This is a genomic window from Aliivibrio sifiae (assembly GCF_002954715.1).
Lineage (GTDB): Bacteria > Pseudomonadota > Gammaproteobacteria > Enterobacterales > Vibrionaceae > Aliivibrio > Aliivibrio sifiae.
Genome location: NZ_MSCP01000001.1, coordinates 2,076,310 through 2,100,038, shown reverse-complemented (window position 1 = coordinate 2,100,038; position 23,729 = coordinate 2,076,310). Strand labels below are relative to the sequence as shown.

The 23,729-nt window shown below is 38.9% G+C and carries 16 protein-coding genes and 7 tRNA genes; 18 read left to right on the top strand and 5 right to left on the bottom strand.

Annotation, left to right across the window (positions count from 1 at the left end; all coding sequences use genetic code 11):
- Positions 1 to 69: 69 nt before the first annotated feature.
- The 5 genes from BTO23_RS09395 to mutS form a co-directional block, all read right to left on the bottom strand.
- Positions 70 to 309 carry a VF530 family protein gene (locus tag BTO23_RS09395; RefSeq protein WP_045101298.1) on the bottom strand — a complete coding sequence of 80 codons (240 nt, stop codon included), beginning with the start codon at positions 307 to 309 and terminating at the stop codon, positions 70 to 72.
- 112 nt (positions 310 to 421) lie between these two features.
- Positions 422 to 1,699: a cytosine deaminase gene (locus tag BTO23_RS09390; protein ID WP_060992419.1), complete on the bottom strand. Its 1,278-nt coding sequence runs from the start codon at positions 1,697 to 1,699 to the stop codon at positions 422 to 424.
- A gap of 10 nt (positions 1,700 to 1,709) precedes the next feature.
- Positions 1,710 to 2,951 carry a cytosine permease gene (codB, locus tag BTO23_RS09385; protein WP_105063403.1) on the bottom strand — a complete coding sequence of 414 codons (1,242 nt, stop codon included), beginning with the start codon at positions 2,949 to 2,951 and terminating at the stop codon, positions 1,710 to 1,712.
- Between the two features lie 437 nt (positions 2,952 to 3,388).
- Positions 3,389 to 5,065, bottom strand: coding sequence for an AMP-binding protein (locus BTO23_RS09380; protein ID WP_061030279.1), 1,677 nt, complete (start codon positions 5,063 to 5,065; stop codon positions 3,389 to 3,391).
- A 231-nt stretch (positions 5,066 to 5,296) separates the two neighbouring features.
- Positions 5,297 to 7,858, bottom strand: a complete 2,562-nt coding sequence (mutS, locus tag BTO23_RS09375; protein WP_061030327.1) for a DNA mismatch repair protein MutS — start codon at positions 7,856 to 7,858, stop codon at positions 5,297 to 5,299.
- A gap of 113 nt (positions 7,859 to 7,971) precedes the next feature.
- Between mutS and BTO23_RS09370 the strand changes: the two genes are divergently transcribed.
- The 18 genes from BTO23_RS09370 (at position 7,972) to gshA (ending at position 23,713) form a co-directional block, all read left to right on the top strand.
- The gene (locus BTO23_RS09370; RefSeq protein ID WP_060992416.1) at positions 7,972 to 8,469 is read left to right on the top strand and encodes a CinA family protein; all 498 of its coding nucleotides are present in this window, start codon (positions 7,972 to 7,974) and stop codon (positions 8,467 to 8,469) included.
- A 140-nt stretch (positions 8,470 to 8,609) separates the two neighbouring features.
- Complete coding sequence (gene recA / locus BTO23_RS09365; RefSeq protein ID WP_060992415.1) at positions 8,610 to 9,653, top strand: recombinase RecA; 1,044 nt, start codon at positions 8,610 to 8,612, stop codon at positions 9,651 to 9,653.
- Positions 9,654 to 9,897: 244 nt separating this feature from the next.
- A complete protein-coding gene (gene alaS / locus BTO23_RS09360) occupies positions 9,898 to 12,477 on the top strand; it encodes an alanine--tRNA ligase (RefSeq protein ID WP_061030278.1) in 2,580 nt (859 codons plus the stop codon).
- A 12-nt stretch (positions 12,478 to 12,489) separates the two neighbouring features.
- Positions 12,490 to 13,659 (top strand): aspartate kinase, encoded by a 1,170-nt coding sequence (locus tag BTO23_RS09355; RefSeq protein ID WP_061030277.1) that lies wholly within the window; start codon positions 12,490 to 12,492, stop codon positions 13,657 to 13,659.
- 81 nt (positions 13,660 to 13,740) lie between these two features.
- On the top strand, positions 13,741 to 13,938 hold the full coding sequence (gene csrA / locus BTO23_RS09350; RefSeq protein WP_005417777.1) for a carbon storage regulator CsrA: 198 nt from the start codon (positions 13,741 to 13,743) through the stop codon (positions 13,936 to 13,938).
- Between the two features lie 213 nt (positions 13,939 to 14,151).
- Positions 14,152 to 14,244, top strand: a tRNA-Ser gene (locus tag BTO23_RS09345).
- A gap of 53 nt (positions 14,245 to 14,297) precedes the next feature.
- A tRNA-Arg gene (locus BTO23_RS09340) sits at positions 14,298 to 14,374 on the top strand.
- Between the two features lie 77 nt (positions 14,375 to 14,451).
- Positions 14,452 to 14,544: transfer RNA gene (locus BTO23_RS09335), tRNA-Ser, on the top strand.
- Positions 14,545 to 14,594: 50 nt separating this feature from the next.
- Positions 14,595 to 14,671, top strand: a tRNA-Arg gene (locus BTO23_RS09330).
- 67 nt (positions 14,672 to 14,738) lie between these two features.
- Positions 14,739 to 14,815, top strand: a tRNA-Arg gene (locus BTO23_RS09325).
- Between the two features lie 65 nt (positions 14,816 to 14,880).
- A tRNA-Arg gene (locus BTO23_RS09320) sits at positions 14,881 to 14,957 on the top strand.
- 65 nt (positions 14,958 to 15,022) lie between these two features.
- Positions 15,023 to 15,099 (top strand) — tRNA-Arg (locus BTO23_RS09315).
- 319 nt (positions 15,100 to 15,418) lie between these two features.
- Positions 15,419 to 15,670, top strand: a complete 252-nt coding sequence (locus BTO23_RS09310) for an oxaloacetate decarboxylase subunit gamma (RefSeq protein WP_060992412.1) — start codon at positions 15,419 to 15,421, stop codon at positions 15,668 to 15,670.
- Positions 15,671 to 15,707: 37 nt separating this feature from the next.
- Positions 15,708 to 17,486, top strand: coding sequence for a sodium-extruding oxaloacetate decarboxylase subunit alpha (gene oadA / locus BTO23_RS09305; RefSeq protein WP_060992411.1), 1,779 nt, complete (start codon positions 15,708 to 15,710; stop codon positions 17,484 to 17,486).
- A 12-nt stretch (positions 17,487 to 17,498) separates the two neighbouring features.
- The gene (locus BTO23_RS09300; RefSeq protein WP_060992410.1) at positions 17,499 to 18,629 is read left to right on the top strand and encodes a sodium ion-translocating decarboxylase subunit beta; all 1,131 of its coding nucleotides are present in this window, start codon (positions 17,499 to 17,501) and stop codon (positions 18,627 to 18,629) included.
- 93 nt (positions 18,630 to 18,722) lie between these two features.
- Positions 18,723 to 19,154, top strand: coding sequence for a YqaA family protein (locus tag BTO23_RS09295; RefSeq protein ID WP_060992409.1), 432 nt, complete (start codon positions 18,723 to 18,725; stop codon positions 19,152 to 19,154).
- 8 nt (positions 19,155 to 19,162) lie between these two features.
- A complete protein-coding gene (locus tag BTO23_RS09290; protein WP_105063402.1) occupies positions 19,163 to 22,015 on the top strand; it encodes a M16 family metallopeptidase in 2,853 nt (950 codons plus the stop codon).
- A gap of 132 nt (positions 22,016 to 22,147) precedes the next feature.
- Entirely contained in the window at positions 22,148 to 23,713 is a 1,566-nt protein-coding gene (gshA, locus tag BTO23_RS09285) for a glutamate--cysteine ligase (protein ID WP_105063401.1), read from the top strand.
- Positions 23,714 to 23,729 lie beyond the last annotated feature (16 nt).

Genomic DNA, 23,729 nt, shown 5'->3' with positions numbered 1-23,729 from the left:
TGAATATTTCGATTGCGGTTTAAACCAGTAATAACGATTAGATAATTACTGGAATTGGCATTATTCAGATTAATTTAATTTTTCTGCTTTTTCTTTATGACGTTGAAGTTTCAAATAGATATTTTCTACTCGAACTCGCGCCCACTCGGTTTTTCGCAAAAATTTCAAACTTGATTTAATGGTTGGATCAGATTTAAAACAATTGATATTAACCATGTAGCTTAATTCCTCCCAACCGTAATGTTCAACTAATTCTGTTAAGATTGCTTGCAGGGTCAAACCGTGAAGCGGGTTATTTTGCTGTGTCATAATATCGCCATTTATCTTGAATTAGGATAAGTATAGCATTCACCCTTAAAAAATATTCATAAAAAATGGGAGCACAAAGGCTCCCATTGGTATCTGATTATTGAACTTCCAATTAACGCTTAAATGAAACCACCTCTGGTTTATCTAAAGTAATGGTCGTTGTTGCTGGTTGAGTTTCTGAAATTACATTACCTTGACGGATCGAGTAACGAACAGGAACTTGGCGACGCAGTGCATCAAAGCCATTTTCTGCAGGTAAAATAATTAAGTTACCTGGCTTACCTTCTTCAATACCATAGTTATCTTGAATGTTTAGTGTTCTTGCTGATTTATAGCTAATTAGGTCAAGGCCTTGGTTAATTTGTTCATAACCCATGATTTGGCATACATGCAGCCCCATATGCAGTACTTGCAACATATTTGCTGTACCTAGTGGATACCATGGGTCAAACACATCATCATGACCAAAGCAGACGTTGATATCGCTTGCAAGCATCTCTTTAACGCGGGTAATCCCACGACGTTTAGGATAGTCATCAAAGCGCCCTTGTAAGTGAATATTCACTAATGGGTTTGCAACAAAGTTGATGCCTGACATTTTTAATAAACGGAATAAACGAGAGGCGTAAGCACCATTGTAAGAGTGCATTGCTGTGGTGTGGCTTGCTGTGACCTTTTCACCCATATTAAATTTATGAGCAAGTGCAGCTAGGGTTTCAACAAAACGTGATTGTTCATCATCAATTTCATCGCAATGAACATCAATTAAACGATCGTATTTTTGTGCCAGTTCAAAAACGTAATGCAGAGATTCAATACCGTATTCACGAGTAAATTCAAAATGAGGAATTGCACCAATAACATCAGCACCAAGTTGGACTGCTTCTTCTAATAGCTCTTTACCATTTGGGTAAGAAAGAATGCCTTCTTGAGGAAAAGCGACGATTTGGATATCAACCCACTCTTTCATCTCTTCTTTTACTTCAAGCATTGCTTTTAGTGCGATTAATGTTGGGTCAGACACATCTACATGGGTACGAACGTGTTGAATGCCGTTCGCGATTTGCCATTTTAGTGTTTGTTTAGCGCGGCTCTTAACATCTTCAATGGTTAGAAGTTTTTTACGTTCAGACCAACGTTCAATCCCTTCAAAAAGAGTTCCTGAGATATTCCAGCTTGGCTCGCCTGCAGTTTGAGTCGTATCTAAGTGAACATGAGGCTCACAAAATGGTGCATTGGCAAGGCCGCCCTCAGCATCTAAGGTGTCACCTGAAAAAGCAAGATCTTGCTCATTTGATACGATAGTTTTGAATTGACCATCTTGGATCAAGATTTGAAATAACCCTTCTTGATCTCGTAATGCCACATTTTTAATTAATAAATTAGTCATAAGAATTCTTCTATGCAGCTTCTGTTTTAGATGCTTTTTCTTTGTTTAAAAGAGGGTTAAGTACTAGATAACTTAGTGCGCCACCAAAAACGGCGTTTACAGGAACAACACCAGGTAGGAAATTACCAGCGGCAACACCAATAGCAACAGCGATTATACCTGCCCAGTTAATCGTTTGAAATTTTGCGTTTTCAAAATCCATGTAATGCTTACGGTTCATAAAGAAGTCAGCGATGATAACCCCTCCAATTGGTGGGATAGCTATTGATAGGAAAGTTAACCAGCCTACAAAGTTATTATATAACCATAACGCGCACACAGTACCAATTAAACCATTAAGCATTGAAATATACTTACTTGGTAAGCCTGTGATATTTGAGAAGCCAAGGCCTGATGCATAAAGGGCGTTATCGTTAGTCGTCCAAATATTTAAACCTAATACGATGATTGCAGGGATCAGTAGACCTTGAGCTATCATTACTTCAGAAATATCAGATTGTCCTGTAACTGCAGCACCACCGGCACCAAATATAAACATTAATGAGTTGCCGATGAAAAATGCAATCATTGTAATAGCAACGGCTCCCATTGGTTTTTTACCAAATCGAACAAAATCTGCGGTTAATGTACCTGCACTAATGAATGAACCGACAACCATGGCAAGTGCAATAGAGAAGTCCATTGGTTCTGTTGGTTGGATCTTTTGAAGTTCAGCAATACCGCCAATACTATCAACGGCGGTAAACACAGAGTAACCACCTAAGACGGCAATAGCAGGAACCGCAATCATGGAAAGAACCATTAATGCCGAGATACCAAAATAAACAGTAACCGTCATTAATAGACCTGATATTACGATTAATGCGTTGGTATCAATGCCTGTTGCTTTGTGAACAGGGATTGCGAACATTGCAACACCAACACCAAACCAGCCGATTTGAGTACCGCCAAGAAGTAAAGAGGGGATCCAAGAACCTTTAGAACCAAAAGAGAAACGAGCAAGGAGATGGGTAGATAAACCAGTTGAAGCGCCGATGTAACCAAGAAAAGAAGTGTAAATACCGAGAATTAAATTACCAATAAGGACTGCGAGGAAGAAATCATTAAAAGAAAGTCCGGTTCCTAGAGCGCCGCCTGTCCACATACTTGCAGAGAAAAAGGTGAGTCCGAGCATAACTAAAGTAAGTGACACTACACCTTTTCTTGCGCATTTAGGTACAGGACCTAAGCTAAAATCATTATCATGGGACATGTAAACTCCGTTTTTCTGAATGTTTTTTGGTCAGTATTTTGATAAACGGACAGGAGTTTAAATGGATTAATAATAATGTCAATAATCATAAGTTGCAATTGTTTGTGTTAAGTGTTGTTTGCTTGATTAACTATTTGATTTATAAGTTTTTTATTGTTTTGTTTTTGTTGTTTTTATTTTATAGGAAACGGTTGCTTTGTTTGTTGTCTTTTATAAGTGGGCTTTATGGTTTGGTTTTAAAGTAAGGCGCTTATTTATAATAGTTAAGTTTAAAGTCATGGTCTTATTGATTATTTCTTAGCTAAGTGATTGGGTTTAATATCTATTTGATTTTTTTATTTTTAATAAAAAGGCAGTAAGGTGCTATTTATAGCCTCTTGCTGCCTTTTTCGTTTCTTAGTTTGATTTTTATGGTGTTATCTTGGTTTATTTGTTGCTTATTCCCAGATTATTTTTTTATCTTTTGGCCAGTTAGAGGCAAGCTCATGGTATTTTTTCTCTAAAATATGGCGTTTAATCTTTAGTGTGGGGGTTAAAATCCCATTCTCTATACTCCAAGGCTCTTTAACCATTAATATGCCTTTTAGCTTCTCATGTGACTCTAAACCACTATTAATTGTCTCTAAGTTTTTGAGGGCTGTTCGTTCGTAACGAGCTTGATCAAAGTTAGTGTATGAGTGAGGAACTGCTAATAGAATTGGGCCCGGAAGTCCAGAACCAATGAGACACATCATTTCTAGATTACTTAAATCAAAAATACGTTTTTCGATAGGAACAGGAGCAACAAATTTCCCTTTTGCCGTTTTGAACGTATCTTTTTTACGGCCTTGAATTGTTAAGAATCCTTCTGAATCAATTGAACCAATATCTCCGGTATGTAGCCAACCTTCTTTATTAAAACTTTCTGTGGTTGCTTCGTCATTTTTATAATAACCAGCAAATAAACCATCACCACGAACTAATATTTCTTCATCTTTCGCTATCTTTAATTCAACGCCAGGCCCTGCTGAACCCACACTTCCAACCTTGTCAGAACGATAAGGATGGTTGAGTGTGCTATAGGCGAATGTTTCCGTCATTCCCCATGCTTCGGTAATATTTAAACCGATACTTTCATACCATTTTAATAGGCCTGCTGAGACGGGAGCTGAACCACAACCAAGAACTCGTGCCTTATCTAGCCCTAATCCATCAGCTAATTTACGCTTAATAATATTATTGATAAAAGGGATCTTAAGTAGGATATTTAATTTTTTCTGAGGGAGCTTATCTTGGATGCGTTGTTGAAATACTGTCCATAATCTAGGTACAGAGATAAATAAAGTAGGGCGATGCATTTTTACATCATCAATAAAAGTATCTAAAGATTCAGGAAAAGCGGTTTGAATTCCACCAAAGAAGGCTGAGCCTAATATATAAACTCGTTCAGTGATGTGGGCAAGAGGTAAATAGGAAAATAATCGGTCATCAGGTTGCATACCAATATGATTAACTAAGTGTTTAGAGGAGCGACTAAACCCCCCAAAAGTTAGCATTGCCCCTTTTGGTAACCCAGAAGTTCCTGAAGTATACACAATTGACATTAGCGTATTGTCATTATGATCTGGTCTGAAATCAGAAGGAGGATTATCTTTAATTAGAGACTCAAATTGATATTTACATTGAGCTGCTGAATCGTAGTTAAAAGCGATAGTAGAGAGTTGAGGAAGATTTTTTATGGCTTGTGTCGTTGCTTCGTTATTATCGAGTTTCCCTACGATAAGCGCTTTACTTTCACTGTGTGTTAAACAATGTTCAATGGTCTCTAGCCCTGCTGTTGGAAAAATAGGAACACTGACAAAATCACCAAGCATTAATGCTAAATCTGTAATAAACCATTCTGCGCAATTTTTAGAAATTAAAGCAACTCTATCTTTTGGTTTTATTCCAAGTTGTTGTAATGACGTAACCAATCGTAATGCTTTATCTACGACTTCTGAAAAAGTGTAATCAACAAAATGTCTTTCTTTAATTTGACGAAGGAAAATAGCATTTGGTTTTTTTTCAGCCCATTCAAGCATTGCCCCATGGGGAAGTTGAGGGTTGGTATTATGATCGAATAGTGATTGGCTCATAGCGGCATCCTGCAATTTATAGTTCTTATTCGTTGTTAAATTTATGTTAAGTAAAAGGCCTTTTGAGTAAATAGTCAAATTCAGTTGAAAATAATGAGAGGTTTTTCTATGGGGGCAACTCATTCTCTATATAAATAAGATAGGAAATTATAAAGGTAAAGAAAGAGGATATATAAAAAAGGCAATAACATTAACGTTATTGCCTTAATTAAAATTGAGGTGTGGTTTAAATTATAAAAGCGCTTTTAGGCGATATAACTCTTCTAATGCTTGGCGTGGAGATAAATCATCAGGATTTACTTTTGCCAATGCTTCTTCAACTTCACTTGGCTCAGGAATAAGAGACAATTGATGCTCTTGTTTTACTTGAATCGCCGTTAATGACTGGCTTTTAGGTTGACCATTTTCAAGTTGTTGAAGTTTTTGTTTTGCTTTTTTGATTACCGTTTTTGGCACGCCCGCAAGAGAAGCAACAGCTAGACCGTAAGATTTATTGGCAGCACCATCTTGAACTGAATGCATAAAGGCAATTTCATCTCCATGCTCAACAGCATCTAGATGAACATTGGCTAATCCATTAAATAGGTTGGGTAATTCTGTCAATTCAAAGTAATGGGTAGCAAATAGCGTCATTGCGTTAATCTTTGTAGCTAACCACTCAGCACTTGCCCAAGCAAGAGATAATCCATCATAAGTACTTGTACCACGACCAATTTCATCCATAAGAACTAAGCTGTGTTTAGTGGCATTATGAAGGATGTTTGCTGTCTCTGTCATTTCAACCATGAAAGTAGAACGTCCAGATGCGAGATCATCGGATGCACCAATTCGAGTAAAAATACGATCTAATGTGCCTATGTGTGCAGAATCAGCAGGAACATAACAACCAACATGAGCCATTAAAGCAATCAATGCTGTTTGGCGCATATACGTTGACTTACCACCCATGTTTGGTCCGGTAATGATCAACATTTTACGGTTATTATTTAAATTGATTGGGTTGGCAATAAATGGGGCACTCATCACTTGTTCAACAACTGGATGGCGACCGCCTTCAATTTTCATTCCTATATCTGATGATAAGGTAGGGCGGCAATAATTTAAGGTGTCAGCGCGCTCAGCAAGGTTGCTTAGTACGTCTAATTCAGAAATTGCATTGGCCATTAATTGAAGTTGCTCTAAGTGAGGCAGAAGTTGATCAAATAGTTCTTCCCACAGTTTTTTCTCTATTGCGAGAGCTTTTGATTTTGAGCTTAATACTTTGTCTTCGTGCTCTTTAAGCTCAGGAATTATGTAACGCTCTGCATTTTTTAATGTTTGACGGCGCACATAGTGAGCTGGCGCTTTGTGGCTTTGACCTTTACTTATCTGGATATAAAAACCGTGAACGTTGTTATAGCCGACCTTTAAAGTATCAATATCATGACGTTCACGTTCTTCTTGTTCTAACTTCTCTAAGAATAACGTTGCCCCATTTGCCAAGTCTCGCCATTGATCTAATTCTTCATTATAACCATCAGCCAAGACACCACCGTCACGGATAACAACGGGAGGGTTCTCTTTTACTGCTCGTTCTAATAATTCACAAATGGAATCAATAGGCTGTGCAAGGGAAGCAAGCTCTAATAAATGAGATTGTTCAAATTCTTTAGTGCTTTGTGCCAATTCAGGTAATTGCTGTAATGCATTACGTAAACGAGCTAAATCTCTTGGACGAGCAGAGCGTAAAGCTAAGCGTGCAAGAATTCGTTCAACATCACCAATTTGTTTTAGCTGTGGAGCCAGTTCTGTGAATAATCCACTCTCTTTTAATTCCCCAATCGCATCAAGGCGTTGGTTTAATACATTATGAGTTCTTACTGGTTGATGTAACCAACGTTTTAACAGGCGGCTACCCATCGCCGTTGATGTATGATCGAGAACTTCAGATAACGTATGATTAAAGCCACCCGCTAAATTTTGGGTTATCTCTAAATTACGACGCGTTGCGGCATCTAAGATCACTGAGTCATCTTGATGATCCATCACAATAGAACGAATGTGAGGTAAGGTTGTACGTTGCGTGTCTTTTACGTATTGAATTAAACAGCCAGCAGCACACAATCCAAACTCTGCCTTTTCAACCCCAAAACCAATAAGATCACGAGTGCCAAATTGTTGGTTCAACTGTTGTTTAGCTGTGTCTAATTCAAACTCCCATACTGGGCGACGACGGTTACCGCTGCGCTTTTCTAGTAAATGTACCGGCTCGAAATCTTCACTAAATAAAAGTTCAGTAGGAGAGGTTCGTTGAAGCTCTGCCAACATTGATTCTTCAGTGCTTGGTTCTGAGACTTTGAATCGACCAGAAGTAATGTCTAATGTGGCATAACCGAAGCGACCTTTATGATGAAAAATAGCCGCAATTAGGTTATCAAAGCGTTCTGGAAGAAGTGCTTCATCTGTTACGGTCCCCGGCGTTACGATACGAACAACTTTACGCTCTACAGGGCCTTTACTTGTTGCGGGATCGCCAATTTGCTCACAGATAGCAACAGATTCACCTTGTTGAACAAGCTTTGCTAAGTAACCTTCAACAGCATGATATGGAAGACCTGCCATAGGGATAGGTTCACCTGCTGACGAGCCGCGTTTAGTTAACGATATCTCAAGCAGTTGGGACGCTCGTTTGGCATCATCATAGAAAAGTTCATAAAAATCGCCCATACGATAGAACAGTAAGATATCCGGATTTTCAGATTTTAAACGCAAGTACTGTTGCATCATTGGGGTGTGTTTTTCAGTTGATTTTATTGCCACAACGAGACCTAATAGATGGAGAGAATATTTGCCGTTAAGAATACGTGAATCAAGACGGCAATCAAAGATAGAATGAATAAAATTCGAATCAAGATGGAAAGAATCTAATGGATATGACAAAAAATACTCAACTCGCACAAAAAGTTGGTGAGCTATTAATGCAACAAGGTAAAACGATGGCCTGTGCAGAATCTTGTACTGGTGGTGGCGTCGCTTTTTGTGCAACAGAAAATGCAGGAAGTTCAGTTTGGTTTGAACGAGGCTTTGTGACTTACAGTAACGAAGCAAAACAAGAATCATTAGGCGTTAATTTAGATACGTTAAGTGCTTTTGGTGCAGTGAGCGAAGCAGTAGTCAAAGAGATGGCAATAGGGACGTTACGTAACAGTCATGCTGATATTAGTGTGTCAATTAGCGGTATTGCAGGTCCAGGAGGGGCAACAGAAGATAAGCCTGTTGGGACTGTATGTTTTGGTTTTGCAGATAAAACGAATTGGCATCAAGAAACTACTGTATATTTTACTGGTGATCGTAGTGAAGTAAGACAAAGTGCGATCGAATATGCATTTCTCACAATAAAGAATCGATTGGAATATTTTAATTAATTCAATTTGTTATGTTTATTTACTATAACGTGTGTTCGAAAAAATAAGAAAAAATATCACAAGCCTATAGACACTGTATGAATAGACAGTATACTACTGGTTATTAACTGATTTAGTGATCTAGAATTCTGGAGAATCAAATGGACGATAACAAGAAAAAAGCACTGGCCGCAGCATTAGGTCAAATTGAAAAACAATTTGGTAAAGGTTCAATCATGAAATTGGGCGACAATCGCACAATGGATGTTGAGACTGTGTCTACTGGTTCTTTATCTCTTGATATTGCTCTAGGTGCTGGCGGTTTACCAATGGGGCGTATCGTAGAAATCTACGGTCCTGAGTCATCAGGTAAAACAACACTGACTCTAGAAGCAATTGCTCAAGCACAAAAAGCAGGTAAAACCTGTGCATTTATCGATGCAGAGCATGCACTAGACCCTATCTACGCTCAAAAGCTGGGTGTAGATATTGACCAACTACTATGTTCTCAACCAGATACTGGTGAGCAAGCGTTAGAAATCGTTGATGCATTAGCTCGTTCTGGTGCTGTTGATGTAATCGTTGTCGATTCAGTAGCTGCTCTAACGCCGAAAGCTGAAATTGAAGGTGAAATGGGCGATAGCCACATGGGTCTTCAAGCTCGTATGCTTTCTCAAGCAATGCGTAAGTTAACGGGTAACCTAAAACAATCAAATTGTATGTGTATTTTCATCAACCAAATTCGTATGAAAATTGGTGTGATGTTTGGTAACCCAGAAACAACAACGGGCGGTAATGCTCTTAAATTCTATGCCTCTGTTCGTCTTGATATCCGCCGTACAGGTGCAGTAAAAGATGGCGATGAGGTTGTTGGTAACGAAACTCGAATTAAAGTAGTTAAAAACAAAATTGCTGCGCCATTTAAACAAGCAGAAACTCAAATTCTATATGGTAAAGGTTTTAACCGTGAAGGTGAGTTGATTGACTTAGGTGTTAAGCATAAGCTTGTAGATAAAGCGGGTGCTTGGTACAGCTATAACGGCGATAAAATTGGTCAAGGTAAAGCAAATGCATCTAAATTCATGCGTGAGAACGTAGAGATTGCAGCAGAACTAGATCGTAAGTTGCGTGAAATGTTACTAACGCCAGCAGAAGAACAACCTGAGATCGAAGAGAAAATTGAAGAAGAAAACGAAGAGTTTTAATCTATTCAATTATCATTAAGATAATAGAAGGCCAAACCTTTGTGTTTGGCTTTTTTACGTCTATAAAAAGGGACGGTACTAATCACAAATAGAATTATTTCCCTTTCCTTCCTTGATCGCTCTTCTCAATCTATATTTCGCTCTCATTTGCGTATACAATATCCGAAATTCTGTCTTAAAAACACTGCTTGGCTTAACTGAGTACAAGGGTGAGTTAAACTACGATTCAATCAGGAATATCCACATGTATATGAGCACTGACGAGATCCGCCGTGCGTTTCTTGCTTTTTTTGAAAGCAAAGGACACCAAATTGTTGAGAGTTCTTCTCTAGTTCCAGCAAATGATCCAACTCTTTTATTTACCAATGCAGGTATGAACCAATTTAAGGACTGTTTCCTAGGTTCAGAGAAGCGTAACTATACTCGTGCAACGACAGCACAGCGTTGTGTTCGTGCTGGTGGTAAGCATAACGATTTAGAAAACGTAGGCTTTACTGCTCGTCATCATACTTTCTTTGAAATGCTTGGTAACTTCAGTTTTGGTGATTACTTTAAGCAAGATGCGATTAAATATGCATGGGAATTCTTAACTGAGCGTTTAGAGCTTCCTGTTGAGCGTCTGTTAGTGACTATCTATGAAACAGATGACGAAGCATTCGAAATCTGGAATAAAGAAATGGGTATTCCAGCAGATCGTATCGTTCGTATCGGTGACAACAAAGGCGCACCTTATGCATCAGATAACTTCTGGCAGATGGGTGACACTGGTCCTTGTGGTCCTTGTACTGAAATTTTTTATGATCATGGCGAGCACATTTGGGGTGGCCGTCCGGGTACTCCTGAAGAAGATGGTGACCGTTTCATCGAAATTTGGAATAACGTTTTCATGCAATTTAACCGTCAAGCTGATGGCACAATGGAACCACTTCCAAAACCATCAGTAGATACTGGTATGGGTATTGAGCGTATTGCAGCAATCATGCAAGGTGTTCATTCAAACTATGAAATCGATATCTTCCAAACATTAATTAAAGAAACAGCAAAAGTTGTTGGTTATGATGATCTTTCAAACCAATCTCTACGTGTTGTTGCTGACCACATCCGTTCTTGTTCTTATCTAATTGTTGATGGTGTTATGCCGTCAAATGAAGGCCGTGGTTACGTATTACGCCGTATTATTCGTCGTGCAGTACGTCATGGTAACAAGTTAGGAGCTAAAGGTTCTTACTTCTATAAACTAGTTGGTCCGTTAGCTGAAATCATGGGTACTGCAGGCGAAGAGCTTAAAAAGCAACAAGCGCTAGTAGAAAAAGTACTTAAGATTGAAGAAGAGAACTTTGGCCGTACGCTTGAGCGTGGCATGGTAATTCTAAACGAAGCGTTAGATAACCTAGAAGGTACTGTTCTTGATGGCGAAACGGTATTTAAACTTTATGATACTTACGGTTTCCCTGCTGATTTAACTAATGATGTTGCTCGTGAACGTGAATTAACTATCGATGAAGATGGTTTCGAAAAAGCAATGGAAGAGCAGCGTCAACGTGCTCGTGAAGCAGGCCAATTTGGTACTGATTATAATGCAGTTATCAAGGTTGAATCAGAAACAGAATTCCATGGTTATAACTCGACTGAAGCAAAAGCTACAGTATTAGAGATTTTCCGTGAAGGTGAAGCTGTTGAAGCACTTTCTGCTGGCGATGATGCGATTCTTATTTTAGATGTCACACCATTCTATGCTGAGTCAGGCGGTCAATCTGGTGATGCAGGTATTATTACTGTAGAAGCGGGTAAATTTGTTGTTACTGATACTCAAAAGATAGGTAATGCAATTGGTCACCACGGTAAGTTAGTTGAAGGTGTATTATCAACAGCTGATAGCGCAATGGCTCAAGTTGATGAAGAGCGTCGTACTGCGATTACTCTAAATCACTCAGCAACGCACTTATTACACGCTGCACTTCGTGAAGTACTAGGTGAGCACGTAACTCAAAAAGGCTCATTAGTTAAAGCGGAAAGCTTACGTTTTGACTTTTCTAACCTTGAAGGCGTAAAAGCTGAAGAACTACGTAAAGTTGAGCGCATTGTTAACCAACAAATTCGTTTGAACCATGAGATTGAAACAAATCTAATGGACATTGATGCTGCAAAAGAAAAAGGCGCAATGGCTCTGTTTGGTGAGAAGTACGATGATGAAGTTCGTGTACTTTCTATGGGGAAATTTTCAACTGAATTATGTGGTGGTATTCATGCATCAAGCACTGGAGATATTGGTTTATTTAAAATCACTTCGGAAGGTGGTATCGCAGCGGGTATTCGTCGTATTGAAGCGGTTACCGGTGAAGCAGCACTAGATGCAATTGAAGCTCAACAAAAAGCGGCAGATAAAAAACTAATTGAAGCAGCAACAAAAGCGAAACAACTTGAAAAAGAAATTCAATTACTTCAAGAAAAAGTAGCAGCTGCTGAAAGTGCAAATATTATGGGTAAATTGCAAGAAATTGCAGGTACCAAGGTATTAATTGCAGCTTTAGATGGCGCTGATAGTAAGAATCTACGTACTATGGTTGATAACGCTAAAAACCAAATTGGTAGCGGTGTTGTTTTATTAGCTAACGTTTCAAATGGAAAAGTAAGTTTGATTGCTGGCGTAACTAAGGATCTTATCGGTCAAGTTAAAGCAGGTGAGTTAGTCAACATGGTAGCACAACAAGTTGGTGGCAAAGGCGGCGGTCGTCCAGACATGGCTCAAGCTGGCGGTACTGATACTGAGGCATTACCAGCGGCACTTGCTTCTGTTGAAGCTTGGCTAACTGAGCGTCTGTAATAGGTCGTATCAGTGGCATTAATCGTACAAAAATACGGTGGTACATCGGTTGGGTCTATTGAAAGGATCCAATCGGTATCTGAACGTATCATCTCAACTCAGCAACAGGGGCATAATGTCGTTGTTGCTGTTTCTGCTATGGCAGGTGAAACTAATCGCTTAATGAATTTAGCAAATCAAATTAGCGAGGTTCCAGAACCTCGTGAGTTAGATATGCTGCTTTCAGCAGGAGAACAGGTTTCTATTGCATTATTAGCCATGTCTTTAACCCAAAAGGGCATCAAGGCGATTTCTTTAACGGCAGATCAAGCTGGAATTCAGACAAACGCTGTCTTTAACGACGCAACAATTGAATATATTGAAACTGATTTAATTACAAAGTGGTTAAATAAAGGCTACGTGGTTATTGTGGCTGGGTTCCAAGGTCGAGATAGGATAGGCAACATTACCACATTAGGTAGAGGTGGCTCTGATACCACTGCAGTTGCTTTAGCTGCTGCATTAAATGCAGATGAATGTCAGATCTTTACGGATGTTGATGGCGTTTATTCTTCTGATCCTCGTTTTGTTTCTAATACTCGCCGTTTAAAAGAAGTTTCTTTTTCTGATATGCATGTATTAGCAAAGTCAGGGGCTAAGGTGCTTCAAGAGCATTCCGTTACTCATGCTTGGAACTCATCGGTAACGTTAAGAGTTTTATCTTCTTTTGATGATGGGGAAGGGACTCTTATCTGTGAAAACCCAAAAGAAGTTTTAGCGGTAACAGGATTGGCTTTAAAACAAGATCTCTTTCTTGTTGAATGCGAAGGTATTTCAGCAAAGGAACAAAGAGAACTATATAAACAATATAAAGTGTTAGACGAAAGGTGTGATTGTTTTCAAATTGTTGTGCCAAAAGCAACTTTTTTACAATTGAAACTGGCATTTAATACAAAAATACGCAATATTAGTAGCTTATCAATTCTGACGTTAGTCGGGGATAATGTTGAAGGGATGGCAGAGTCTGCTTGCAATCAACTAATGGCAAATAGTATTGATATTTATCAATATGATATAGAGCCGAAAAGTGTGTCAGTTATCGTGAATCAAGCTGATTTACAACGAGCGGCAGAAATTTTACACAAAACGTTTGTTATTACAGAGCAATCACAAGATAATAACCTTATGATCGCTGTTTCTTGAGCAGAGACGTTTATGAAAATAAGCGATAACCGACAATACATACATTTATTATAATACTGAGATAACTCAAGGAGCATTCGAATGCTAATTTTGACTCGCCGTGTAGGTGAAACTCTAATGATTGGTGACGAAGTAACAGTTACTGTACTAGGCGTTAAAGGCAACCAAGTACGTATTGGTGTTAACGCACCTAAAGAAGTATCTGTACACCGTGAAGAGATTTATATGCGCATTCAAGCGGAAAAAGGAACACCTGCTGCTTCACAAGGTAACTTTTAATTCGTATGAATTAGGCTGACGTTGTCAGCCTTGTTTATTTTTACCTGTTTAGATAGGATAAAATAAATAGAAAATAGAGGTGCAAACTACGTATAACGTTCTATTTTTGCTCATTTTGGTTGTTTCATAGGCTGTTGAACGAAAAGCGTTATTTTTTACTAAAAAAGTCATTGACATATTTTTGGTAAACCGTAATATGTGCCTCCTCAAGACGGTGAGGTGGCCGAGAGGCTGAAGGCGCTCCCCTGCTAAGGGAGTATGCGGTTTATAGCCGCATCGAGGGTTCGAATCCCTCCTTCACCGCCATTATTGATTCATGTTGATCTTTATGGTCAGCAAGAATAAAAAAGAATTATTGTGCGCTAGTAGCTCAGCTGGATAGAGTACCTGGCTACGAACCAGGCGGTCGGAGGTTCGAATCCTCCCTGGCGCACCATTCTTTTTATTGATGAATTTATTCGTCAATAATAGTGATTGTTTGCAGATAATCATGAATAAGCGAAATACAAAAACGGTGAGGTGGCCGAGAGGCTGAAGGCGCTCCCCTGCTAAGGGAGTATGCGGCTTATACCCGCATCGAGGGTTCGAATCCCTCCTTCACCGCCATTATTTGTTTCTATTGATTTTGGTCAGTAAGAACATAAAAGAATTATTGTGCGCTAGTAGCTCAGCTGGATAGAGTACCTGGCTACGAACCAGGCGGTCGGAGGTTCGAATCCTCCCTGGCGCACCATTATTTCTTTTTGTAACTGTTTGTTGATTACAATATATAGTTGCAAAGACAATTAGAATTATACTGTGCGCTAGTAGCTCAGCTGGATAGAGTACCTGGCTACGAACCAGGCGGTCGGAGGTTCGAATCCTCCCTGGCGCACCATATTTTTTTTTGTAACTGTTTATCGCTTACGATACATAGTTGCAAAGACAATCAGAATTAACTGTGCGCTAGTAGCTCAGCTGGATAGAGTACCTGGCTACGAACCAGGCGGTCGGAGGTTCGAATCCTCCCTGGCGCACCATTATTTCTTTTTGTAACTGTTTATTGGTTACAATATTAGTTACAAAAACAATTAGAATTAACTGTGCGCTAGTAGCTCAGCTGGATAGAGTACCTGGCTACGAACCAGGCGGTCGGAGGTTCGAATCCTCCCTGGCGCACCATTCTTTAAAAGAACCCGATCTTTATGGTCGGGTTTTTTTATACCTATAGTAAATTTAGTTAATTAATTGATACTATTATTAAATAGATCGAATTATAGGTTATTATTAGGTAATTTGATTGTAATCAGTTTATTCTTAAGTGATTAGTGGCAGTGTATGGATGTATCTCGCCATAAAACGCTTTTTTGAATAATTTGTGATCGTTTCGTATTTGACAAATTTAGTGATGTCGAGATAATCACTCTTTCTTTTTAGAATAAAAGAACACAATTTGTTGTTAAGTTTTACATTGTCACTCTCATCAAAAAAGGAATAAAAGATGACAGACATTGGAAGTCTATTAGGGGAAGCAGCAACGTTAATGCTAACTGGCATGGGCGTTGTATTTGCATTCCTTACCATCCTCGTTTACCTCGTTCGACTTATGTCTAAATTATTGCCCGTGGAGCTAGCTCCTAAGCAGGCATTAGCAATTCAAAAAGTCCAAAATCCCGATCAAACAACAGTTCAGCCTCAAATTATTGCTGCGATCTCGGCTGCGGTTAAATTACACCGTCAAAAGAATCGATAAACTGTTTTAGGAAAATTATTACAAGGAGTTTGTAAGTATGTCTAAACCACTTTCTATCACTGATGTGGTACTTCGTGATGCTCATCAATCATTGTTTGCTACTCGTATGCGTGTCGAAGACATGCTACCAATCGCTGAACAGCTTGATAAAATCGGTTATTGGTCATTAGAAACCTGGGGTGGAGCAACTTTTGATGCTTGTATTCGCTACCTAGGTGAAGATCCGTGGGAACGTCTACGTTTATTGAAAAAAGCGATGCCTAACACGCCGATGCAAATGTTATTACGTGGTCAAAACTTATTAGGTTATCGCCACTATGCTGATGATGTGGTAGAAAAGTTTGTTGAGCGAGCACATGCAAATGGTATGGACGTATTCCGTATTTTTGATGCTATGAATGATGTTAGAAATTTCCAAACCGCAGTCAAAGCAACGATAGACGTTGGTGCTCACGCACAAGGTACACTTTCTTATACAACTAGCCCCGTGCATAATTCAGATACATGGGTCGATTTAGCAAAACGTCTTGAAGATCTAGGCTGCCATTCTTTATGCATTAAAGATATGTCAGGTTTACTTAAACCTTATGAAGCAGAAGAACTGATTACTCGAATTAAAGCTTCGTGTGATGTACCTCTTGCGTTACATAGCCATGCAACAACAGGTTTATCTACCGCAACTGCATTGAAAGCGGTTGAAGCGGGTATTGATATTCTAGACACTGCAATCTCTTCAATGAGCCAAACGTATGGTCATACGCCAACAGAAACCATAGTCGCAATGCTAGAAGGTACAGGTCGTGATACTAATCTTAACCTTGAGCAATTAGAGCCTATTGCAACATACTTCCGTGAAGTTCGTAAAAAATATGCGAAGTTTGAAGGGAAGATGAAAGGTGTCGATTCTCGAATTCTTATCGCTCAAGTTCCTGGTGGCATGTTAACCAATATGGAAAGCCAACTTAAAGAGCAAGGCGCAGCAGATAAGATGGATGAAGTATTACTGGAGATCCCTAGAGTACGTAAAGATCTGGGTTATATTCCTCTTGTTACTCCTACTTCTCAAATCGTCGGTACTCAAGCGGTTATTAATGTACTTACTGGTGAACGTTATAAGAGCATCACAAAAGAAACCGCTGGTGTATTAAAAGGTGAATATGGTTCGGCTCCTGCTGCAGTAAATGCAGAGTTACAAGCTCGAGTGTTAGATGGCGGAGAAGCTATTACTTGCCGTCCAGCCGATCTATTAAAATCAGAGCTTCATACTTTGACTGATGAGCTGATCGTTAAAGCAAAAGAAGACAATATTGAATTGGCAGAACAGCAAGTAGATGATGTGCTGACTTATGCATTATTTCCACAAGTTGGTTTAAAATTCCTAAATAATCGCAATAATCCAGAGGAATTTGAACCAGCACCTGGAACAGAAAAAGATGTCGATATTAAAGCAGCACCAGCAAAAGGTGGCGTTGAAGCTTATAGCGTTAAAGTTGATGGTCAAGTTTATAATGTTGAGGTTGGTCCTCAAGGTGTTATTTCTTCCGTCTCTCCAGTATCTGCACAAGCAGCTCCAGTTCAATCAGCACAACTGTCAGCGGTAGATGCTGAATCTGTAGATGCCCCACTTGCTGGTACTATCTTTAAAGTTTTAGTCCAACCAGGTGCCGAAGTGGCAGAAGGTGATGTATTACTTATTCTTGAAGCTATGAAAATGGAAACTGAAATTAGAGCTTCACGCAATGGTACGGTACAAGATATTTTAACTAAGGAAGGCGATGCGGTAGCTGTTGGTACACCGTTGCTTTCTCTAGCGTAAGGTAAGTTAAACATGGATGGTTTATTAACACTGTGGAATGAAACCGCAATTGCGAATTTTAAGTTTGAACAACTTATTATGATTTTAGTTGGTTGTGGACTGTTATTCTTAGCAATTCGTAAAGGATTTGAGCCGTTATTACTATTACCTATTGGTTTTGGTGCCGTGCTCGCTAATATCCCAAACGCCGGATTTACTGACCCTGGTGGGTTATTGTATTACGTGTACTACGTAGGGATAGAAACGGGGATATTCCCATTACTTATCTTTATGGGTGTAGGTGCAATGACGGATTTTGGTGCGCTTATTGCGAATCCAAAAACCTTATGGTTAGGTGCTGCGGCCCAAGTCGGTATTTTTGCAACGTTGTTTGGTGCAATCTTACTTAACTATGTTCCAGGAATGGAATTCACGTTAGCTGATGCTTCGTCAATCGCAATTATTGGTGGCGCAGATGGTCCAACGGCTATTTTCTTAGCCAGTCAATTATCTCCTGATTTATTAGGTGCTATAGCTGTTGCTGCTTATAGTTACATGGCGCTTGTACCTATTATTCAGCCACCAATAATGAAAGCACTAACAACACCAGAAGAGCGTCAAATAAAGATGGCTCAATTACGCCACGTAGGTAAAGCGGAGAAAATTATCTTCCCTCTTGCTGTCTTATTGATGACTATTTTATTCTTACCATCAGCAACGCCACTCGTTGGTATGTTCTGCTTGGGTAATTTAATGAAAGAATCAGGTGTTGTTGATCGCTTGTCGAATACCGCTCAAAATGAATTAATTAATGTTGTTACTATCTTTTTAGGTTTAGGCGTTGGCTCAAAGTTAAAAGCTGAAACCTTTTTAAATGTAGAAACATTAGGTATTTTATTATTAGGCGCTGTTGCATTTAGTGTTGGTACTGCCGGTGGTGTATTAATGGCTAAAGTATTGAACAAGTATTCAAAAGAAGACATTAACCCGCTTATTGGTGCAGCAGGCGTATCTGCGGTACCAATGGCTGCTCGAGTTGTTAATAAAGTTGGTCTTGAAGCTAATCCTCAAAACTTTTTATTAATGCATGCCATGGGTCCAAATGTGGCAGGGGTATTAGGCTCAGCTGTTGCTGCGGGTATTCTTTTAGCTCTTGTTGGGTAGCTCCAAATAAAACTTAACAATAAAAGGGTGCAGATGCGCCCTTTTTTATTTTATGCTGTAGCAATATAAATCATCAATGGAATTAATTCAGTCATGTTTGATTGGTTCAATGCAGATTCAGCATTATGGGTATTATTTAGTTCCGGATTTTTAAGCGCCACCTTACTTCCTGGCGCCTCTGAAGCAAGCTTAATTGCGACATTAAAACTAGACAGCTTTTCAATGTGGACCGTTATAATCGTTGCAACATTGGGAAATACTTTAGGAGGAATGACAAATTATTGGATTGGTTTGTTACTTCCTGATAAAACTTCTTCACAGAAACATGGTCATAAAGCCATTCAATGGATCAAAACGTACGGTTATTGGACGTTATTGTTCAGTTGGTTACCTGTTATAGGTGATCCTCTTTGTCTCGCTGCCGGATGGTTACGAATGAAATTCTGGCCATGCGTAATCTTAATTGGGATAGGAAAGGCTGCACGGTATCTTCTTTTATCGCTCGCAGTAAATGGGATTTTATAGGAACTAAAATGAAAAAATTATTAGGTCTCTCAATAGTACTGGCTCTAGCGGGTTGCAGTAATTCTGAATTTGAAGCACCAAAAAGCTCTGACTTACCACAAGGTGTGACTTTAGTTGAGCAAGTATTGCCAAAGGAAGGGACAACGGTAATTCCTTATCAGAAATACACATTAGAGAATGGGTTAACCGTTATTCTTAGTCCAGATCATTCAGATCCATTAGTACATGTTGACGTTACTTATCATGTAGGTTCTGCACGAGAAGATATTGGTAAATCAGGCTTTGCGCATTTCTTTGAGCATATGATGTTCCAAGGCTCTGAAAATGTGGGTGACCAACAGCACTTTAAAATTATCACAGAAGCAGGTGGTACGTTAAATGGCACCACTAATCGTGATAGAACCAATTATTTTGAAACGGTTCCTGCGAATCAATTAGAGAAAATGCTTTGGTTAGAGTCTGATCGTATGGGCTTTTTAATTGATGCCGTCTCTCAAAAGAAATTTGAAATTCAGCGTAGCACGGTTAAGAACGAACGCGGTCAAAATTATGATAATCGCCCTTATGGATTGATTTATGAGCGCATGGGAGAGGCTTTGTTTCCACAAGACCATCCTTACTCATGGCAGACTATTGGTTATGTTGAAGACTTAGATCGTGTAGATGTGAATGATCTTAAAGCATTCTTTTTACGTTGGTACGGCCCAAATAACGCGGTTATTACCATTGGTGGTGATTTAGATAGTAAGCAAACACTAGAGTGGGTAAATAAATACTTTGGGTCAATTCCTCGTGGGCCAGAAGTTGAAAATGCACCGAAGCAACCAGTCACTCTGACTGAGAATCGTTTTATTACTTTGGAAGATAGAATTCAGCAACCGATGGTTATGATTGGTTGGCCAACAACGTATCGCGGTGAAAAAACGGAAGCTAGCCTTGATATGTTAGCAACCTTACTTGGTGATGGTAAAACGAGTTTACTTTATCAAGACCTAGTGAAGACTGGTAAAGTTGTTGATGCAGGTGCTTTCCATGATTGTGCAGAGCTGTCTTGTACTATGTATGTTTATGCGATGACAGATTCTAGCGATAAGAATGATCTTGCTACCGCATATAAAGAAGTGATGGATGTATTAGATAAATTTGAAAAAGAAGGCGTATCACAAGAAGATCTTGCTGAAGTCCAAGGCAGTGCAGAAGCAGGAGCTATTTTTGGTCTGCAATCAGTCTCAGGAAAAGTATCTCAACTCGCATCTAATGAAACTTTTTATGGCAACCCTGATCAGCTAGAAAAACAATTGGCTGAACTTAAAGCGGTTACTCCAGAGAAAGTTTCTCAAGCTTTTGATATGTATATTGCTAATAAATATAAAGTAACGTTAAGTGTGGTTCCAAAAGGAAAAACACAACTGCAAGTTAAAGCACCTAACTTTATAACCCCAAAACGCGACTTACCTGAATACAAGAAAATTGATGACAGTAGTTTAGATGTACGTAAAGCAGTTGATGATTTTGATCGTTCAGTTATGCCGTTACCATCAAAGGGGGTTACGGCTAAAACGCCAGATATTTTCCGTGCGCAATTAGCTAACGGTATTGAAGTTTTAGGCTCTGAAGCAATTGAAACACCAACGGTTCAATTACAAATATCAATTCCTGCTGGTAATCGTTACGTTCCAAGAGGTCAGGAAGGTTTAGCGTCACTAACTGCTGCTATGATGGAAGAAGGGACCACGACCTCAAGTTCAGAAGCGCTTCAGAAACGTTTAGATAAACTAGGTAGCGGTATTTCGTTTAACTCTGGTAGCTACACGACTGGAATTTCCGTATCTTCATTAACAAAAAATTTAGATGAAACATTATCTATTGTAAATGAAATGCTGTTTTCTCCTGCATTTAAGCAAGCTGACTTTGAACGTTTGCAAAAACAAGCTGTAGAAGGTTTGGTTTATAGCCATCAAAAACCATCATGGTTAGCCTCTCAAGCTACGAGAGAAGTTTTGTTTAAAGGAACAATATTTGATCGCTCACCTGATGGAACGATTGCTTCGGTAAAAAACCTTACTCTAGATGATGTAAAACGTTTTTATAAAGAAAACTACACACCAGTAGGAACGCAAGTCGTGTCAGTTGGAGATATCAATAAATCAGATTTGATATCAAAACTCTCTTTTCTTTCTCTGTGGAAAGGTGAAGCACCACAATTGTTAGCACCACAAAAATTACCAACGTTAACTCAACAAAAAGTATATTTAATTGATAAACCTAATGCACCTCAAAGTGTGATTCGTTTTGTTCGACAAGGTATGCCTTTTGATGCAACGGGGGAACTATTTGAAACGCAACTTGCAAATTTTAATTTAGGTGGAAATTTCAATAGCCGAATTAATCAAAACCTTCGCGAAGATAAAGGGTATACCTATGGCGCGGGTGGTTATCTAACGGGAAATAAAGAAGTTGGTATGTCCATTTTTTATGCTCAAGTACGCGCAGATGTGACGCTTGAATCAATCAAAGAATTTACCGCAGAGATGCGGAAATTTGCTAACGATGGTATGACTATGGATGAACTTAACTTTATGCGTTTGGCAGTAGGTCAACAAGATGCGTTGAAGTATGAAACACCAAGTCAGAAAGCAAATTTATTAGGTAAAATACTAACGTACTCGTTAGACGCTGATTTTATTGATGAACAAAATGAATTAATTGCGACTTTGGGTCGTGATGAATTTAATGATTTAGCAACGAAGTGGTTTGATCCTACAAAATATCAAATTATTGTCGTCGGAGATAAAAAAGCATTAACTCCAAAATTGAAAACACTAGGATTACCGGTTGAGTTGATAGCTCCTAAGGAGTAATTATTGTTAGAAAAACGGCAATATCAAGCGTATATTGCCGTTTTTTCGTATCCAATCGTTATTAAAATTTGCTAATATCCCAAGATATAAATCAACATTATGTTGAACTTACCTCAATAGCGAGAATGTATTTTGACCGAATTTATCAACCGATTACAGAAAGTCGCTTCCAATCCTCAGGCATTTAAAAAAGCAGGCCGAGGAATTGAAAGAGAGACCCTAAGATTTACTCTTGGCGGATCGCTTTCTTCAAGGCCGCATCCAGTAGGCGTAGGTTCAGCATTAACTCATAAATACATAACAACAGATTTTGCAGAATCTTTATTAGAGTTTATTACACCAGTATCGAATGATGTCGATACTGTGATTAATCAGCTTGAAGATGTGCATCATTACACCGTATCTCATATGGGCGAAGAGAAGCTTTGGCCATTATCAATGCCGTGCTTTGTTATTAAAGACGACGATATCACATTGGCTCAATATGGTGAGTCGAATGTAGGTCAATTAAAAACAACATATCGTGAAGGCCTTAAGCGTCGCTATGGCAGCGTTATGCAGGTCATTTCGGGAGTGCATTTTAATTTTTCTTTCTCAACACAATTTTGGGATGAATTATTTGGTGAGCAAACAGAGGAAGATAGACAATCCTCTGTGTCTGATGCGTACTTTAGCCTTATTCGTAACTATTACCGCTTTGGTTGGTTAATTCCTTATTTCTTTGGTGCATCGCCTGCATTATGTAGTTCATTTATTCAAGGACGTGAAACGTCAATGGAGTTTGAATCTTTAGGTAATACATTGTATTTACCATATGCAACTTCGCTGCGCTTAAGTGATCTTGGATATACTAATGACGCTCAAAGTGATTTAAAAATTAGCCTAAACAGTGTAGATGAATATGTTGAAGGCTTAAATAAAGCGATTCGCACCCCATCTGCTGAGTTTGCTAAAATTGGACTAAAAGATGGCGAAAAGCATATTCAATTGAATGCCAATGTACTTCAAATTGAAAATGAATTATATGCACCAATTAGACCTAAACGCGTAGCAAAATCGGGCGAGCGCCCATCAGAAGCATTAGAGCGTTCAGGTGTTGAATACATTGAAGTTCGTTCATTAGATGTGAATCCATTCAGTTCAGTTGGTGTTGATAAGGACCAAGTGCGTTTCCTTGACCTATTTTTAACTTGGGCAGTATTAACAGATTCAGCACCAATGAATGACGGTGAAATGGCTTGTTGGAAAGATAATTGGAATAAGATTATTGAGAAAGGCCGTAAACCTGGGCTAGAGCTTCAAATTGGTTGCCAAGGTGAAAAGCTTACTCAAAAAGCATGGGCGGAGCGTGTTTTTGATGATTTGCTTCTTATTGCTAAAGAGATGGATTCAGTTAATGGCGATGATGAATACCAACAAACTCATCAGCGTTTAACTGCAATGATTGAAGATCCTGAGTTAACCATTTCAGGTCGTCTGCTTGCAGAAACTAAAAAGGGTGGTGGTATTGGTAAAATAGGTTGTGATCTTGCGGTTCAGCATCGTGAAACACACCTTAATCATCAATACAGCTTCTATACAAAAGAAGAGTTAGATGCAGAAGTTGAACGCTCTATTCTTGCTCAGAAAGAGATTGAATCTAACGATAAGCAATCCTTTTCTGAATATTTAGAAGATTATTTCAGTTATTTGAAGTAACGACATCTGAAATTAT